This is a genomic window from Terrimonas pollutisoli (assembly GCF_029360765.1).
Lineage (GTDB): Bacteria > Bacteroidota > Bacteroidia > Chitinophagales > Chitinophagaceae > Terrimonas_B > Terrimonas_B pollutisoli.
In genome coordinates this window covers 108202-124011 of sequence record NZ_JARKNA010000012.1, presented here as the reverse complement: position 1 = coordinate 124011, position 15810 = coordinate 108202, and the positions used below count along the sequence as shown (strand labels likewise).

General features: G+C 41.6%; 18 protein-coding genes. 7 read left to right on the top strand and 11 right to left on the bottom strand.

Features of this window, described 5'->3' with window-relative positions; genetic code table 11:
- Nucleotides 1–99: 99 nt before the first annotated feature.
- From P2W73_RS17955 to hemA, 6 genes are all read right to left on the bottom strand, one after another.
- Nucleotides 100–459 (bottom strand): four helix bundle protein, encoded by a 360-nt coding sequence (locus tag P2W73_RS17955; protein WP_276503470.1) that lies wholly within the window; start codon nt 457–459, stop codon nt 100–102.
- Nucleotides 460–568: 109 nt separating this feature from the next.
- Nucleotides 569–1498, bottom strand: a complete 930-nt coding sequence (gene hemF, locus P2W73_RS17950) for an oxygen-dependent coproporphyrinogen oxidase (protein ID WP_276503469.1) — start codon at nt 1496–1498, stop codon at nt 569–571.
- Nucleotides 1499–1544: 46 nt separating this feature from the next.
- The gene (hemE, locus tag P2W73_RS17945; protein WP_276503468.1) at nt 1545–2597 is read right to left on the bottom strand and encodes a uroporphyrinogen decarboxylase; all 1053 of its coding nucleotides are present in this window, start codon (nt 2595–2597) and stop codon (nt 1545–1547) included.
- A gap of 18 nt (nt 2598–2615) precedes the next feature.
- On the bottom strand, nt 2616–3287 hold the full coding sequence (locus tag P2W73_RS17940; RefSeq protein WP_276503467.1) for a uroporphyrinogen-III synthase: 672 nt from the start codon (nt 3285–3287) through the stop codon (nt 2616–2618).
- A gap of 46 nt (nt 3288–3333) precedes the next feature.
- On the bottom strand, nt 3334–4260 hold the full coding sequence (gene hemC, locus P2W73_RS17935; protein ID WP_276503466.1) for a hydroxymethylbilane synthase: 927 nt from the start codon (nt 4258–4260) through the stop codon (nt 3334–3336).
- Nucleotide 4261: 1 nt separating this feature from the next.
- Nucleotides 4262–5500: a glutamyl-tRNA reductase gene (gene hemA, locus P2W73_RS17930; protein WP_276503465.1), complete on the bottom strand. Its 1239-nt coding sequence runs from the start codon at nt 5498–5500 to the stop codon at nt 4262–4264.
- A 293-nt stretch (nt 5501–5793) separates the two neighbouring features.
- On the opposite strand from hemA, the gene hemH reads away from it, so the two are divergent.
- The 6 genes from hemH (at nt 5794) to P2W73_RS17900 (ending at nt 10591) form a co-directional block, all read left to right on the top strand.
- Nucleotides 5794–6837 (top strand): ferrochelatase, encoded by a 1044-nt coding sequence (hemH, locus tag P2W73_RS17925; protein WP_276503464.1) that lies wholly within the window; start codon nt 5794–5796, stop codon nt 6835–6837.
- Between the two features lie 111 nt (nt 6838–6948).
- The gene (locus P2W73_RS17920) at nt 6949–7476 is read left to right on the top strand and encodes a CopD family protein (RefSeq protein WP_276503463.1); all 528 of its coding nucleotides are present in this window, start codon (nt 6949–6951) and stop codon (nt 7474–7476) included.
- A gap of 89 nt (nt 7477–7565) precedes the next feature.
- Nucleotides 7566–7910: an MmcQ/YjbR family DNA-binding protein gene (locus P2W73_RS17915; protein ID WP_276503462.1), complete on the top strand. Its 345-nt coding sequence runs from the start codon at nt 7566–7568 to the stop codon at nt 7908–7910.
- A 40-nt stretch (nt 7911–7950) separates the two neighbouring features.
- Nucleotides 7951–9060: a glycoside hydrolase family 18 protein gene (locus tag P2W73_RS17910; RefSeq protein ID WP_276503461.1), complete on the top strand. Its 1110-nt coding sequence runs from the start codon at nt 7951–7953 to the stop codon at nt 9058–9060.
- A 68-nt stretch (nt 9061–9128) separates the two neighbouring features.
- Nucleotides 9129–10169 carry a transglutaminase domain-containing protein gene (locus P2W73_RS17905; protein WP_276503460.1) on the top strand — a complete coding sequence of 347 codons (1041 nt, stop codon included), beginning with the start codon at nt 9129–9131 and terminating at the stop codon, nt 10167–10169.
- Nucleotides 10170–10339: 170 nt separating this feature from the next.
- Nucleotides 10340–10591, top strand: a complete 252-nt coding sequence (locus P2W73_RS17900) for a hypothetical protein (RefSeq protein WP_276503459.1) — start codon at nt 10340–10342, stop codon at nt 10589–10591.
- Between the two features lie 94 nt (nt 10592–10685).
- Here P2W73_RS17900 and P2W73_RS17895 read toward each other — a convergent pair whose 3' ends face one another.
- The 5 genes from P2W73_RS17895 to P2W73_RS17875 form a co-directional block, all read right to left on the bottom strand.
- Entirely contained in the window at nt 10686–11087 is a 402-nt protein-coding gene (locus P2W73_RS17895; protein WP_276503458.1) for a hypothetical protein, read from the bottom strand.
- Between the two features lie 153 nt (nt 11088–11240).
- Nucleotides 11241–12257: a DUF4097 family beta strand repeat-containing protein gene (locus P2W73_RS17890; RefSeq protein ID WP_276503457.1), complete on the bottom strand. Its 1017-nt coding sequence runs from the start codon at nt 12255–12257 to the stop codon at nt 11241–11243.
- On the bottom strand, nt 12229–12825 hold the full coding sequence (locus P2W73_RS17885) for a hypothetical protein (protein WP_276503456.1): 597 nt from the start codon (nt 12823–12825) through the stop codon (nt 12229–12231). The genes P2W73_RS17890 and P2W73_RS17885 overlap by 29 nt, the downstream gene beginning before the upstream one ends.
- Entirely contained in the window at nt 12822–13316 is a 495-nt protein-coding gene (locus P2W73_RS17880) for an RNA polymerase sigma factor (protein ID WP_276503455.1), read from the bottom strand. The genes P2W73_RS17885 and P2W73_RS17880 overlap by 4 nt, the downstream gene beginning before the upstream one ends.
- Before the next feature lie 216 nt (nt 13317–13532).
- Nucleotides 13533–14693 (bottom strand): DUF3095 domain-containing protein, encoded by a 1161-nt coding sequence (locus P2W73_RS17875; protein WP_276503454.1) that lies wholly within the window; start codon nt 14691–14693, stop codon nt 13533–13535.
- A gap of 227 nt (nt 14694–14920) precedes the next feature.
- Here P2W73_RS17875 and P2W73_RS17870 point away from each other — a divergent pair, with 227 nt between their 5' ends.
- Nucleotides 14921–15805 (top strand): polysaccharide deacetylase family protein, encoded by an 885-nt coding sequence (locus P2W73_RS17870; protein WP_276503453.1) that lies wholly within the window; start codon nt 14921–14923, stop codon nt 15803–15805.
- Nucleotides 15806–15810 lie beyond the last annotated feature (5 nt).

Genomic DNA, 15810 nt, shown 5'->3' with positions numbered 1-15810 from the left:
ATGTCTGATGTATGATTTGGTAATGTCTGATATGATGTATGATTTGGTGATATCTTCCCTAAATCAGACATCTTTAAATCAGACATCCCTAAATCAACTTTATCGTCTTTTATTCTTCTTAGCCGTTTTATCAGTTGCAGCAAAAATAGCTGTGAGTTCGTTTGCTTCACCAATTAGTCTGTTTAGTTCTGCCCCTTTTGCTAATTCTGCATCTCTCGAAACTTCCAGCCAGTAATGACTTTCATCAGCCTCTTCCAAGACGATTTCAATTTTATAAATAAAGTCAGCATCCGACTTTGCTCTTACTGTGGCTCTATAATTTGATCCAACAGAACCTGCAGCCCTGATTAATTGTTTTGCAGTTTCAAATCCAGCAGCATTTCTTGGAAAACCACTGCAAAGTTTAATTACATCCACATGAAACTTTTTAGTTCTTTCCTGTAATTCTTTTCTGTTCATAGAATAGGCTTTTATTTCTGATGTATGATTTGCTCATGTCTGATGTATGATTTTATCCCTGTAAATCAGACATCCTCAAATCAGACATCACTAATTCGACATCAAACATTTAAACCCAATCTCTCGGATGTAAACAAGCTTCCAACAATTTCTCTTCTTCGCTTCCCGCTTCAGGATGATAATCGTAAGCCCAACGTGCCCTTGGTGGTAAACTCATCAAGATACTTTCTGTACGGCCATTGGTCTTCAAACCAAAAATAGTTCCACGGTCATGTAGTAAATTGAATTCTACATACCGGCCACGCCTCATTTCCTGCCATTCAACTTCTCTTTCAGCATAGGGTGTATGTTTTCTTCGTGCAACGATAGGAAGATAGGCATGAAGAAAAGCGTTCCCATTTGCCTGTTGAAACAAAAACAGCTTTTCGTTATCCTGTTCATTAGCCGGTTTCAGGTAATCATAAAAAACTCCTCCTATGCCACGCATCTCGTTACCGCGATGTGTATTGGAAAAATATTCATCGCAATTTTTTTTGTATTGCGGATATAGTTCCAGGCCGAAGGGATCAATGGTGTTTTTTAAGGTATGATGAAAATGCTTTGCATCCTCTTCGAAAAGATAATAGGGAGTTAGGTCAGTGCCGCCACCGAACCAGCGGTCAATAATCTTATTTGACTCATCATACAATTCGAAATATCGCCAGTTAGCATGCACTGTAGGTACATAAGGGTTGAGCGGGTGAATCACCAGTGATAAACCACAAGCAAACCATTTATGCCCGTCGATATTAAGTTGTTTGCGCATGATATCAGTAACATCACCATGAACAACAGACGTGTTGACTCCTCCTTTTTCAAAAACATTGCCATTGGCGATAACCCTTGTATCACCACCGCCACCACCGTCTCTTTCCCACCTGTCAACCAGAAAGCTGGCCTTCCCATCTTCATGCTGTAGTGCGTTGCAAATTCGGTTTTGCAGATCCTGGATGTAATGGATCCACAAATCTTTTAATGGATATGCAAGTGTTGTACTCACTGGAATTTATTTATAATCAGGACCGAATGGTCTAAGTTAAGAATGGTTAGGCTTCAATCACGGTTCTTTCTTTTTCAAATTCTTTCACCGTATCAACAAAAGCCCTGGCATGATCGACCGGCACATTGGGTAAAATGCCATGTCCCAGGTTGGCAATATGTTTTTGTCCGCCGAAAGCTGTGAGCATTTGTTTCACTTCTTTTTTAATAACAGGGATCGGCGACAACAATTTCGCCGGGTCAAAATTTCCCTGTAAAACAATATCAGGACCGGCGAGCTGTCTTGCCATTTGTGCTGTGATGCACCAATCTATTCCCAGCGCTGTCGCACCAGTTGCCGACATGGCTTCCAAGCTATGCCAGGCTCCTTTTGCAAAAACGATTACAGGAGCCATATCCTTTACAGCCCTGACGATTTGCCGGATGTATTTCAATGAAAATTCTTCAAAATCTGCTGGGCCTAGTAACCCACCCCATGAATCAAAAATCTGGACTACATCCGCGCCTGCTTCAATTTGTTTTTGCAGGTAAGCGATGGTAGTATCTGTGATCATTTGCAACAGGCGATGGGCTGTTTCGGGTTGTGTATAACAAAATATTTTAGCCTCATCAAATGTTTTGGAACCTTTGCCCTGTACCATATAGCACAATAATGTCCATGGCGCACCGGCAAAGCCGATCAGTGGCACCCGGCCATTTAATTCCTGCTTGATCAGTTTAATGGCATCAAAAACATAGGGCAATGTTTCGTTTACATCAGGCACTTTTACCCGGGCAAGATCTTCGATGCTTTTTATCGGGTTAGGTAAAATGGGCCCTTTACTTTCGATCAGCTGCACTTCCAGTCCCATAGCCTGCGGCACTACCAATATATCTGAAAAGAGAATGGCAGCATCCACGCCGATAATATCAACAGGCTGCAGCGTTATCTCACAAGCCAGTTCAGGTGTTTGACAACGTTCAAAGAATCCATACTTCTCACGCAATACCATATACTCAGGCAAATACCGGCCGGCCTGCCGCATCATCCATACGGGGGGACGTTCTACCTTTTCACCTTTCAATGTCCGAAGCAAGAGATCGTTTTTTAAAGTGCTCATGTTTTATTAGCTATAAGTTTATGAATCCTGTTTAACAGCAGTAAAATTGTTCTTCACAAATTCCACTGCCTTCATAACAAGTTTATGCTTGATGGGTTCATCACCCCTGATGATTTTATTGGCGGAAAATTTTTTTATTTCAACCGAAGTCGTGTGACCCATGACGAACAGCACCGTTTTTGGAGGAAGGTCATTGGCAATAAAAAAACTTTCTGCAGCGCTGGGGCTAAAAAAAAGAATTGCATCATAATCTCTTTCTATCGGTTTTGGTACCAGCGATGTGTGATAAACCGTAATTTCTTTAACGTTTATATTTTGTTGTACAAGGGCAGCCGGCAAATCGTTACGACGAAGATTGCCACAAAAAAATATTACCTCATTTGTATTTCCACCTTCAATGATCTTTGCTGCAAGGCTTGCTGCATTGCCAGCGGTGCCTTTAATATTTTCTTCGCCAAAATATTGTTTGGCCAATTCATAAGTAGAATAGCCGATGCAATAAATAGTCCAGGCAGGCGTAACACCATCCAGTGACTGGACAACAGGCTTGATCGCATTGCTGCTGGTAAATACCACCACAGCTTTTTGTTGCAATATGGATTGAATTTGTGGCCGAATAGTTTCCGGCGGATAGGATTTTATTTCGGTAAAAGGAATAACATCGATATCAACATCATTAGTTTCCGCCATTTGCATAGCAGATTGATCAACCGGGCCGGTGCATAATATGGAAGGCTTATTTGACAGCATGCTGTATCTCCTCCAATATTTTCCGTCCGCCACTTACTAATAATTCCTTCCCGGCCAAATTGCCCAAATCACCAGCATCACTGATTACTGCAATTTTTTCTACTTCTTTTTTTTGACTTCCATCCAGCGATAAGATATTTCCTTTGAAAGAAATATGGTTGTCTTTCACAACAGCTAATGCGCTGATGGGAGTGGAGCAGCCGCCCATTAATGTCCGCAAAAAATCTCTTTCAATTTTCGCACATAAAGCGGTCATCTCATCATTAAAATGACGGCAGGCTTTATAAGTATATTCATCATCGCTCCTGCAAACAACCATGATGGCTCCCTGTGCCGGAGCGGGAAGCATCCAGTCAATCACCTGGCTATTTTCGGGACGAAGATCGATCCGTTCCAAACCGGCCTGAGCAAAAATGGCTGCATCCCAATTTTCTTCATGTAGTTTGCGGAGTCTTGTATTAACATTGCCGCGGAGATTATGTATTTGGTGATGCGGATACCTGTTTAGCCATTGTGCTTTTCTACGTAAGCTGCTGGTAGCAATATTGGCAACATAATTTTCGTCGTGAAGAAAATGGTCATCAGTTTTAAAAACCAAAAGATCATTCACGGGTCCACGTTTTAACACAGCCGCCTGTATTATTCCTTTCGGCAATTGCGTGGGCACATCCTTCATTGAATGCACAGCCACATCAATTTTATCACTTAACAATGCAGCATCCAGGCTTCGGGTGAAAATACCTTGTACCCCCATTTCATACAACGGAGTTTTGAGGTCAAGATCGCCTTCGCTTTTTATATACACCAGTTCAGAGGGGAAGCCATATCGCTCCAAAAGCGATTTAACCTGTGTGGCTTGCCACACAGCTAATTGACTTTCCCTTGTGCCGATACGAATAATCTTATTTGTCATTTCAGCTTGCCTCGGAAGCTATAAATTCATTGATCGCTTCAATATAATTACAGCCACCCTGATTTTGGAGACGAATTTTTGATGCCATTCCATTTATCACCCGTTGAATTTTTTCATCGGGATCCTTTCCGGCAAAATTAGCAGTTGTAGTGTAGTTGGAAAATAATGGAGAGGTATGAATTTCTTTCAGCTTTATTTTAACCGCTTTTAAAATTGGAGCATGTTTGCGCATCATCAGCCAGTCCGCGAATTCAGCCATATGTTTCGTGATAATGCTTTTTGCTTTTGGCACTTCCGCCTTGCGTTTTGCCAGTGTTTCGTCGTTGATTTTCGACAGGTCATCAATATTTACCAGGTGTACATTGGGCAACTCCTGGGCAGCATCCTCAACGTTGTAAGGAACAGACAGGTCGATGATCAGTTTTTCACCCTTACCTTCCAAATGTGAGTGAAGAATAGTAGGCGTTGATGCATTGGTGGCAACCAGGATAATTTCTGAGCTTTCTATTTGCTGCGCTAGTTCATCAACCGGTGCATGCTGCAGCCCGAGCTCAACAGCCAGTTCCGCCGCTTTCTCTTCAGTACGATTAACAAGCGTAATATTTTTTGTATCCAGGTAGTCCACCAGGTTTTTGCAGGTATTGCGGCCAATCTTACCTGTACCCAGCAACATTATTTTTTTGCCTGCAACATCCAATACTTTTTCCCGGATATATTGAACCGCCGCAAACGAAACAGAAATGGTGCCGCCGCTGATGGCAGTTTCATTTTTTATAGCCTTCGATGATTGCAATACAGCATTGAATAATCGTTCTAAAAATGTTCCGATAAAACCATGTTGCTTTGCAAATTTCACCGCAGCTTTGATCTGTCCCACAATTTCGTAATCACCTAATATCTGCGAATCGAGACCGGCGCTTACATCAAATAAATGCTGGATGGCCTGCTTGCCATGTTTGATATAAGCCAGATCATTAAACGTATTGAAATCTCCCTTTGTTTGTGAGCAAAGCAGGTTGATGAGTTGTTGTGCATTATCAGCAAAACCATACACCTCGGTACGATTACAGGTGGAAAGAATAAACAATTCATTCAGCCCATACCCGGGAGCCATTTCAAGTGCAGCCGCATATTGTTCAGGGCTGATAGCAAATAAACCACGGGTGGTGGCATTACTTTTCTTGTAGTTGATCCCTATCGCATAAAACTTTGATATGTCAGTGGCCCGGTGTGCAGTCATTATCTTATGTCGCTTAAATGGTTGTGCAAAAATACCGTTGACATCCCCAAGTTGCGAAAAATACTGTCATTGCAATGTCATTTTAGTCATGAATTGATAAAAATCAGGATGAGAGCTGACAATTATCGTATGAATTATTTCGCAAAATCAGGGAAGTGAATTGCGGAGTATAAACGGAAATAGCAAATGCACCGTTGCCTGCCGCAACAAAAATATTCTTTGCTATTCGCTTTCCACAACTCACTGTTTAAACAGAGTAATTACCTTTGCCCACTTATAATCGGTTTTGAATTATGAAGAGAGGCATACTATTAATGAATTTAGGTTCACCGGATTCAACAGAAGTAAAAGATGTAAAGCGTTACCTGGATGAATTCCTGATGGATGAAAGAGTGATCGATAAACCGTGGCTGCTTCGCTTGTTATTGGTGAAAGGAATTATCACACCTTTCCGTGCGGCGAAGTCTGCAGAAGCTTATAAAACTATCTGGACAAAAGAAGGATCACCGTTAGTAGTGCTCACCAAACAATTACAGCAGGCACTGCAGCAGCAGATCAGTGAGCCTGTAGAAATTGCGATGCGGTATGGCAGCCTGACACCTGCCAGGGGATTTGATGAATTGCTCAAAAGAGAGCCAGCATTGGAAGAAGTAATAGCTGTGCCGTTGTATCCGCATTATGCCATGTCTTCTTACGAAACTGCTGTCGAACACGCCAAAAAAACGCACCGCGAAAAAAAATATCCGTTTAGTCTTCGGTTTATCAAACCTTTTTTTGATGAACCTTCTTACATCAATGCCTTAGCAGAAAATATCAGGCCTTATCTTGACCAGCCCTATGATCATATCTTATTCAGCTATCATGGTATTCCGGCCAGGCATATCCACAGAAATGATCCTGTCTCGCTGCAAAAATGTGTTGCTACCAATGGAGAGTGTGTTCCTGGATCGGCAGGATACTCTACATGTTATAAGCGGCAAGTCTTTGAAACAACAAAATTGGTGATGCAACAATTGACTGTGCCCGCTGATGGATACAGTATATCTTTTCAATCCCGGCTGGGCAAAGGATGGCTGGAGCCCTTTACAGATATTCGCCTGGAGCAAATGCCAAAAGAAGGGATAAAAAAATTGCTGATACTTTGTCCCGCTTTCGTGAGTGATTGCCTGGAAACACTGGAAGAAATAGAGGAAAGAGGCAAAGAGGTTTTCATGCAGGCTGGCGGTGAGTCTTATAAAATGATCCCTTGTTTAAATACACATCCGTTATGGGTTTCTACATTGAAGAACTGGGTGGAGGAAATCAATAGCGGTAAAAAGGACATGTTGTTAGCCTGACGAGTTTAAGGGTTTAAGTTTGTTTAATAGTTAAAATTGTGTTCGCACCAACACATACTTCAACGCCTGATAAACTTTAAACCTTGAACTTTTAAACTTTAAACCTCTTTCATGTACCTGTACATAAAAGCCCTGCATATTATTTTTATCGTTACCTGGTTTAGCGGGATGTTTTACATCGTAAGATTGTTTATTTATAACACCGAGGCTAATGAAAAGACTGAACCCGAAAAAAGTATTTTGCAAAAGCAGTTTGCCATAATGATAAAAAGATTATGGTTCGGCATCACATGGCCCTCGGCAATCCTTACACTTGTTCTCGGCGGTTGGCTGTTTTATTTGTTTGATTCGTTTCCACAATGGCTGCTGATCAAACTTTGTTTTGTCCTTGGCTTATATATTTATCATTTTTCATTACATGCAATTTATAAACAACAGAGTGAGGGAAAGTTCAGGTACAGTTCACAGCAATTGCGGATCTGGAATGAAGTAGCTACAATATTTCTGGTTGCAGTTGTAATGCTTGTTGTGGTTAAGCAAAATCTCAGTTTTGTTTGGGGACTGGTGGGGCTGATTCTTTTTGTGGTATTGCTGATGTCAGCAATAAAGATTTATAAACTGCTCAGGGCAGGTAGATAGAAAGTTGTGAGACCGCCCATTCGATAAGTGTTTGCTGAGAATCGACCCCTATTCCACTGGTTTAGTTAAATAAATTAATCCACGATAAAATGATTTCTCTTCCTGCAGCCAGGCAACTAGCTCTTTCTCTTCCTGAAGTGGAAGAAAAATCTCATTTTGAAAAGCCTGACTTTCGTATCAGGAACAAAGTGCTGGCTGTCCTGCATGTCGGCAAACATGTAATGGTGATAAAACTTTCCCTGGTTGATCAATCGGTTTTTTGTGCCTTTGACACAACAGTCATTTATCCAGTTCCAGGCGGCTGGGGCCGCCAGGGTTGGACCATGATCAATTTAAAAAAGGTCAAAAAGGCAATGTTGGTTGACGCATTGACTACCGCATGGAAAACCGTTGCACCGGCTACCCTCGTAAAAAAATATTTTCCGAACGCATAGTTGGTTTTTGAATTAAATTGGCTCCTATAAAACTGTACGGATGAAAAAGATAGTTTATTGGCTAACGGCATTGATGTTTATATCGCTTTTCCTTTTTGCCTTTATAAAAAACTCACCCGGTGATGACAGAAATGAATTGGCAGTGATTGCTTATTACTCGGGCGACAATACAACTATTGACAATTACCCCGTAGAAAAACTGACGCATATCATTTATAGTTTCTGTCATCTCAAGGGAAACCGGTTGAATGTTGACAACAAAGGCGATTCTGCAACAATCAGGAAACTCGTTTCATTGAAAAAAAAGAACACCAAATTGAAGGTATTATTATCTCTCGGAGGCTGGGGAGGTTGTGAATTTTGTTCACCGGTTTTTTCAACCGATGAGGGCAGAAAAGCATTTGCCCGTTCCGTGAAAGAAGTCAACGATTATTTTAAAACAGATGGTATTGATCTTGATTGGGAGTACCCTGCAATAGAGGGTCATCCGGGACATGCTTTTAAGTTAGAAGATAAAGCCAACTTTACCGCTCTCGTAAAGGATCTGCGGAATAGTTTGGGAAACAAACATGATATCAGTTTTGCGGCAGGAGGATTTCCAAAATTTTTACAGGAGTCGATTGACTGGAAGGAAGTAATGCCGGTGGTGGATTATGTAAACCTGATGAGTTATGACCTGGTAAATGGATATAGTACAAGAACCGGGCATCACACACCCCTGTATTCAACTCCTGAACAGGTCGAGTCTGCTGATAACGCAATAACTTACCTGACATCCCTGGGTGTGCCGGCCAATAAAATTGTGATCGGGGCGGCCTTTTATGCCCGTACATGGGAAAATGTAGATTCGGTGAATAATGGTTTATATCAGCCGGGTAAGTTCAAAAGTTTTATTTCTTACCGGCAGTTCGATAGCCGTCTTTCTAAAGACGACGGTTTTGTTTTTTACAGGGATACCATTTCAGGGGCAGCATATGCGTACAACATGGCTAAAAAAACATTTGCCACCTTTGACGATCCGGTTTCTATCGAAGCAAAAACAAAGTATGCTATCGACAAAGGCTTAAAAGGCATTATGTTTTGGGAGCTCACCCTTGATAAAACCAGGGGAGGCTTGTTGGATGTGATTGACAGATCTAAGAAAAAATAACCGAGCCGGTTTACCATTCATCGGGAGATGCTGATAAATTGTAACTTTATAATGGTTACTCCTCGTTTATGAAGCGAAGCATCTTTTTGGGTCTTATCCTTATTTCCTATTCTGCCTTTTCACAGAGTTTGCAGGATAAGAATGGAAAAGAAAAAAAGAAACAAAATACTGTTATCACTCCAGAAGGGCTAGCACAGGAGTTGACATTGAATTGTACCACCGATCTGGAAAAAGTAAAAGCCATTTTTTACTGGATCACCGCCAACATTGATTACAGAACGAGGCCATCCGTTCCTTCACGTTTCCGCAGAAGGACAGCAATACCGGTTATTGAGGATGATGGCAATGATACCGCAGCACTAAAACCACTGGATGAAAGGGTAGCTGAAAATGTATTGGATGAAAGAGTCGCCGTATGCGACGGCTATGCCCGGCTTTTTAAAACACTGTGCAGCTACAGCGGCATACAAGCTGAAGTGATTCATGGATATGCCCGTACGGAGTCTACCAAACGCATTCAGCGATTCAGGCCCAATCATTCCTGGAATGCAGTGCTGATCGACAGTGTATGGAAATTATTAGATGTAACCTGGGCAAGCGGTTATATCAGCTGGCATGGCAATGACTTTGTTCGACAGTTGGACGAACAATATTTTTTAACGGCGCCGGAACAGTTCATTCGTGAACACTACCCGGATGATCTTCGGTGGACATTGATGGATGATCCACCGCTAATGCCGGAGTTTCGCCACTCACCATTTAAGCAAAAATCGTTTTCCAAATATCAAATAACAGCCTACCTGCCGGAAAGAGGCGTAATCGAAGCATCGCTTGGTGATACACTTCAATTGCAACTTGAAACATCGGATGCTCTAAAAGACATGAGTGTAAGCAGTGATCCTTTTCTCGACACAACCCTCTATTCAACCACCACTTCGGCTTTGTTAATACCACTAAACGGTGTAGGCATGAAAACAAACTATTCTTATGTTGTCAACTCACCGACCATTCAATGGTTGTACATTTTATACAACGATGATATTGTTCTTCGGTATAAGTTGAGTATAAAAAAGACAACTGAACTGGCGATCGCCAATAAGGTTGAATAACCTTGCCTTTATTGATCCAGATTCAGTTTTGTGTTTGGAAGTAACCCCTAAATAATAGATTTTCAATCTGCTAGCCACAATAATTCATTCATTATTTTCACACTGAACAATTTTTTACCCTATCTTCCGTTTAGAAAATATCCAATATTTGTAAAACCAATATCTGTTTTATGAGCAATCTTTACCCCAATGACCAGGCGCATATCGCCGATGAGTTTCATTTCACAGACGACCACATTACACAAACTTCCCGTTTAGCTTTTTTGAAGATCAATTCTTACAAACTTTCCCTGATCAATGCTGCATTTTGTATGAACCGCGACGAGTTGGCCGGTATCATCCAAAACAGCCTTCTCAATTATACCACGCCAGAAAATGTTTTGGCTGACCAGGGGTTCTTTAGTTCAGCTATGAATAATTAATTGATAAGATATTTTAAAAAATAATGGGTGTGCTATCCTGAACAGATAAGCACACCCATTATTGCTTGTAGATTTTCAGGAATAATGTTTTTACTCAAAAAGCTTTTTTCTCCAGGGGCTTTGACAGAAGATAACGGGTCATAAAGATGCCACCGGCGCCACTATCGTTCTGGCTGAGTGTCAGGGACGTCACATGATCGAGTTTCCAGCCATCATCCGTATACTGTTTCAATGTTCTTACGAGTTTATCTTCATTCTCCTTTATGTTTTTAAAGTTGATTCCCGTCATACTGAAGAGGTTTTCCAAATCCGATTCCTTTTGTGAACCATCGGGATTTGTTACAATCATTTTAGAGCGACCCAGGCCGCCAGACACTACCGACTCAACAGTGTTGATTTGCATGAATTGTTTACCAGCTTCAGGTTTTGCTTCTTGTGCGTAAAGGCCAATGCCTGTTATTAATGTTATAAACAACAATAAAATTATTTTTTTCATTTTGCATTTATTTTTCCCGAAGCTAATTGTGTAACTGAAGCATGTCAAATCCGGTTTGTCTGAATTGCAAAAAAGAATGATTGAAGTGCCACAAGTGATAAATAAAAAGCCCGGGAAATACCCGGGCCTGTCTATAAAAGAAACTGGTTAGTTTTACAAATGAACCACGCCACCCTTTGACTTATTCTTGTTCTTATTTTTATTGCTGTTGTCTTTTAAATCTTCAGCGGTTGGTTCGCCGACGATGATCTTGCCAAAACTGGATTTGATCTCAATTTTAGCTGAGCCGTTACCCGATTTTCCTTCATAACTTTTATTTGAATCGGGACCATATTTGTCAGGCGTATCGGTGCGTCTTATAGATGCATTGCTGCGATCAATTACACTTCCAAAGCTGGTCGCAATCGAATAGCTGGCGGAAAGGTTGCCCGGTTTAAGATTCACCGTGCTATAAGACTCACTCATCTTTAGTGAAGATAAATTATCATCAAGGCTGATCTTCGTGTCATCACAAAACTCGAGTTGTATTTCATTGTTGCCGGATAAATTTGCAATCCCAACCTTGGAAAATTTGAATGTCGCATCAACATTGGAAACATTTTTTATGTTTGCTTTTCCAAATTCTATTACGATATCTTTTGCATTGCTTAATGAGCCCGCAGCCAGGTTGCCGAATTTGTTTTTGATAGAAACAGATCCGGTATAATCGGGGATTTCGGTATTACCAAAATTGTTTTCAACCGATAATGCAACAGACACAGGCAAGTGCACTTCGTAGTCGATGCTCATGCTGGATTTGCAATTCTTACAGTTGTCATTCTTGCCATCTTTACTGTCAATAATTGTTTTAAACTGTATTTCATTTCCCTGTTGTTTATCGGAAACTGTAATCGCATCAAATATTTTTTGGGCAAAGTCCTGCTGGTTGGAGCTTGCTGCGATATGTATATCTACTTTAATCTCGTTCTTATCCCAGCCGACAAATTTTACATTGCCAAAATGATTATCTATGGACAGCTTGTTGCCGGAAGCAGGGTAAGTCTTTGAAATATCTCTTTGTTTTACAAATTCAAACTTCTGTCGCTCTTTTTGTTTTTCCTCCTGGGCCTGGCTGATGATGTCGCATAATAGTAGCGAAATACTAAATGCGGGGATTATTATTCTTTTCATTTTTCAATGTTTTGTTGTTTTTAAATTCGTAGATGATGCCTAATTGCTTGCTCAACAATTCCGCCTGCAGTTGCAGATTTTGAAGCATTGCTTTTATGATTACTTCCCGGTTAGGGGTTTGTACGGCCTGTGTTTTGAGTACCCGGTATGAACTATCCAGTGCCGCAAGGTCTTCCGCAAACTGCGAATACAATTCGGGTTGTTCTTTAGCGATAGTTTTTAGCTGCTGTTGCTGTATTTCTATTGACTCATATATTTTAGAAGCTTCAGCTGCATACTCAGGTGCAATTTTGCTGATATCGTCTGTGCCTTTTTTTTGTGCAGCGTCGTTGACGATTGGTTTTGCGTTGTTGTGTTTATTGGCAGTCAAAAAATAAATGCCGGAAATAATGAGCAGGGAAGCGGCCGCAACAGCACTCCATTTATAAAGATCCCTGACATATATTTTCTTTTGCGGCTTGTTAGTACCTATGGATCGTTCTACCTGGCGCCAAACCCCGGAAGGAGGAAGCTCATCATCAAACTCCCGCCGGTTTTCTTCTATAAAATTTTTAAGACTCTTGCTCATATCTTTTCCTCTTTTTGCAACAGTTGTAAAAGTTTTTGTTTACCCCGTTTGTATTGCGTCCGGGCTGTTGAATGGCTTATTTGCAAAATATCAGCGATCTCCTCATGGTCATAGCCTTCCAATAAATAAAGCGATAAAACAGTTCTGTATCCGTGGGGTAGTTGACTCATCGTCTTTTTAATACCAGCTACCGTAAACTCCAGTTCCTGCTCATCCGGGGTATTTTCTTCGGCTGGCTCGGCCGTCTCCTGTTCAATATCAGTGAAGATCAAACGTCGTTTTTTTAATAGGGCCACGCTTTTAAATACCACGATTTGTTTTAACCAGGCTCCGAAACTTGCTTTGTTTTCAAAAGAATGGAGTTGCAAAAAAGCATCTGCAAAAGAATCCTGCAGTATATCTTCCGCATCAGCCTTGTTGGCGGTAATACGAAGAGCCGTATTATACATAGCTTTTGAATACCGGTCATACAGTAACCGGTAAGCCGACATATCGCCCCTGATGCATTGTGCTACCAGTGTATCAGCAGAAGGTATTGTGACTCTGAGCTCCAGGTAATTGGTTTTATATAAAGTAAAAGATAATCGGAGAATGTTGCACGCCGCTTAAAATAATTTGGCGCCTTCCGCAGTAAGAGTGACGGGTGGATTTTTTTGACTATGATTGGAGTTTATTGCTGTCGTGTGGAGAGAGTTTTACTATTAAACTTAAGCCGGGTGTACCATTTTGCGTTTCAGCATTCCCGCTGCTTTAGTATAACCACCTTCGGCTCCGTCTACGAAGTGAATATGCTCTTCATTAAGGTTGCGAACATAACAGCTCATCACCGATTCACGGCTTACGTACAGGCCGTAGTTGATTTCACCTTCCTGTTCCAGCTGATTCAATGCGGCTTGCAATTTCTCCCGCTGCACAGCAGTGCCGGAAATAACCGTGTTCACTTTTCCATCAATGACCAATGTGTCGGACAAGGCCACGAGTTGTCGCAAATATTCTTTTCCTTTCCGGGTGCGGAAATAGAAATAGCCCAGCAACATTTTTATCCAGTTGCTGAATAAGTACACAGGTTTGAGCCGGCCAAACCTTGTTCTCATTTCAAGTCCTATCTTTCCTATAGTGGCCTTTAACTTCAGCATCGGAATGGATATAGGTTTCCGTCTTTCGGGTTCGCCATAAATATTATCCAGCAGGTCAATTACTTTTTTGAAAACACCCGCTTGCTGCTCGCTGTTGCGTGCAGTTACCAAAAGACTCACTACTTCATCAAAGTTTTCTGGTGGCTTTATCTTGTCCCAACGGCATTGCATACCGGTCAGGTCTAATTCTTCGGGCTCTTTATTTACGTGCAGCAGCTTGTAATCTTCGCCTTTTATAATTTTTTCGGCATAAGCCAATCCATCACCCAGTACAACAGGGATAATAAATAATTGCGTACTGCGTAGCTTACTGATCTGCAACAGATGGCCAGCCTGGTAAATATCGGCTACCGGTACCGTGCCCACCCGCAGGTCAAGGTTGAAATTATCGAGTGTGTTTTCCCGGTATATGCTGAGTGCCTTTAAAACTGGCTCGAATATAGAAGGCGGGACGATGAAACTGGCTCCATCTCCACCAAAAAAGAAAGGGATTGAAATATGTGCTTTGTAAGCAATATTTAACACAGCTACAATGCTGCCTGTTGCCAGTAAGTTCACCGTTTCATGTACGCCCCGCTCGATCGCTTTTGTCGAACTCTTTACATCAGTGATTACAACATGCCAGTTGGAAGGAATTTTATAAAAAAGGTGTTCTTCTGCCAAAAGTTCGCTCAACGGAATTTCATTGACAGGCAGGCGGGAGTAAAACAGATCGTTATTTGCAGACGACATAGAAAAATAGTGTATGAAAGTAAGTGTTTTATACTATCTGGGTATCGGGTAATCCGGATATTGGTTCATTTACGAAAAGCGTAGCACCACGGGGTAAAAAGTACCTATAAAGTTACTCTGATTCACATTATATTTGAACCCCTATAGTCTTATGGCATTATGCGGATGCAATTGAAAAATAAAGCTTCCCTATTTTGCGTTACTATTTAAGGTTTAATATCCAAACTATGAAAAACTGTCCGAAACTAACTGTGCAAAAGATCAGTTTGCTTATTGTGCCCATCCTGGGCCTGTTAATAAATTCCGGTTGCGAGGGAAAAACCCAGCCAGCAAAAGTGGAGACAGCCGTAGCCGTTGCTACCTCTCCGGAACCGGAAAAAGCTCCCGCACCTGTCACTCCTGTTGTTGCAGATGCAGCTACCATTCTAAGCCGCCAGCAAGTTCCCATCCTGTGTTATCATCAAATCAGGGATTACAAGGCCGCTGATTCGAAAACTGCCCGCGACTATATCGTGCCGGTAGCCAGTTTCCGGGAACAGATGCAATCATTGGCGGATAGCGGCTATCATACCATATTACCGCGTGAGCTTTATGATTATCTCGTAAGTGGAAAACAGCTTCCCGCAAAACCGGTAATGATCACATTTGATGATACCCGGCTTGATCAATACACCGCTGCTTTGCCGGAATTAAATAAACATGGCTACAAAGGCGTGTTTTTTATAATGACGGTTGCGTTGGGAAAACCGGGATATATGAGCCGTGAGCAGGTGAAACAATTGGCCGATGAAGGACATACAATTGGTTCGCATACTTACGACCATAAAAATGTAAAACAGTATGTGGTGGACGACTGGGTAGAACAAATACAGGCCCCGTCCAAACAGTTGCAAACAATAACCGGCAAACCGGTTGAATATTTTGCCTATCCTTTTGGCTTATGGAATAAAGAAGCCATTGCCAAATTAAAGGACCATGACTTCAAAGCCGTGTTTCAACTCGCCGCGGCCCGCGATGAAAATGATCCTTTGTATAGCGTTCGCCGCATCATCGTTCCCGGCGGCTGGACAGGTGCGGGACTGCAAAAAGTAATGGCCAAAAGTTTTAAGTAATCTAT

Excerpts from the sequence above, each read along its gene's own strand:
- P2W73_RS17955 (WP_276503470.1), bottom strand. The coding sequence starts at position 459 with ATGAACAGAAAAGAATTACAGGAAAGAACTAAAAAGTTTCATGTGGAT.
- P2W73_RS17915 (WP_276503462.1), top strand. The coding sequence starts at position 7,566 with ATGATTTCTCTTCCTGCAGCCAGGCAACTAGCTCTTTCTCTTCCTGAA.
- P2W73_RS17900 (WP_276503459.1), top strand. The coding sequence starts at position 10,340 with ATGAGCAATCTTTACCCCAATGACCAGGCGCATATCGCCGATGAGTTT.
- hemH (WP_276503464.1), top strand. The coding sequence starts at position 5,794 with ATGAAGAGAGGCATACTATTAATGAATTTAGGTTCACCGGATTCAACA.
- P2W73_RS17890 (WP_276503457.1), bottom strand. The coding sequence starts at position 12,257 with ATGAAAAGAATAATAATCCCCGCATTTAGTATTTCGCTACTATTATGC.
- hemC (WP_276503466.1), bottom strand. The coding sequence starts at position 4,260 with ATGACAAATAAGATTATTCGTATCGGCACAAGGGAAAGTCAATTAGCT.
- P2W73_RS17875 (WP_276503454.1), bottom strand. The coding sequence starts at position 14,693 with ATGTCGTCTGCAAATAACGATCTGTTTTACTCCCGCCTGCCTGTCAAT.
- P2W73_RS17920 (WP_276503463.1), top strand. The coding sequence starts at position 6,949 with ATGTACCTGTACATAAAAGCCCTGCATATTATTTTTATCGTTACCTGG.
- P2W73_RS17885 (WP_276503456.1), bottom strand. The coding sequence starts at position 12,825 with ATGAGCAAGAGTCTTAAAAATTTTATAGAAGAAAACCGGCGGGAGTTT.
- P2W73_RS17905 (WP_276503460.1), top strand. The coding sequence starts at position 9,129 with ATGAAGCGAAGCATCTTTTTGGGTCTTATCCTTATTTCCTATTCTGCC.
- hemA (WP_276503465.1), bottom strand. The coding sequence starts at position 5,500 with ATGACTGCACACCGGGCCACTGACATATCAAAGTTTTATGCGATAGGG.
- P2W73_RS17895 (WP_276503458.1), bottom strand. The coding sequence starts at position 11,087 with ATGAAAAAAATAATTTTATTGTTGTTTATAACATTAATAACAGGCATT.
- P2W73_RS17940 (WP_276503467.1), bottom strand. The coding sequence starts at position 3,287 with ATGGCGGAAACTAATGATGTTGATATCGATGTTATTCCTTTTACCGAA.
- P2W73_RS17870 (WP_276503453.1), top strand. The coding sequence starts at position 14,921 with ATGAAAAACTGTCCGAAACTAACTGTGCAAAAGATCAGTTTGCTTATT.
- P2W73_RS17880 (WP_276503455.1), bottom strand. The coding sequence starts at position 13,316 with ATGTCGGCTTACCGGTTACTGTATGACCGGTATTCAAAAGCTATGTAT.
- P2W73_RS17910 (WP_276503461.1), top strand. The coding sequence starts at position 7,951 with ATGAAAAAGATAGTTTATTGGCTAACGGCATTGATGTTTATATCGCTT.
- hemE (WP_276503468.1), bottom strand. The coding sequence starts at position 2,597 with ATGAGCACTTTAAAAAACGATCTCTTGCTTCGGACATTGAAAGGTGAA.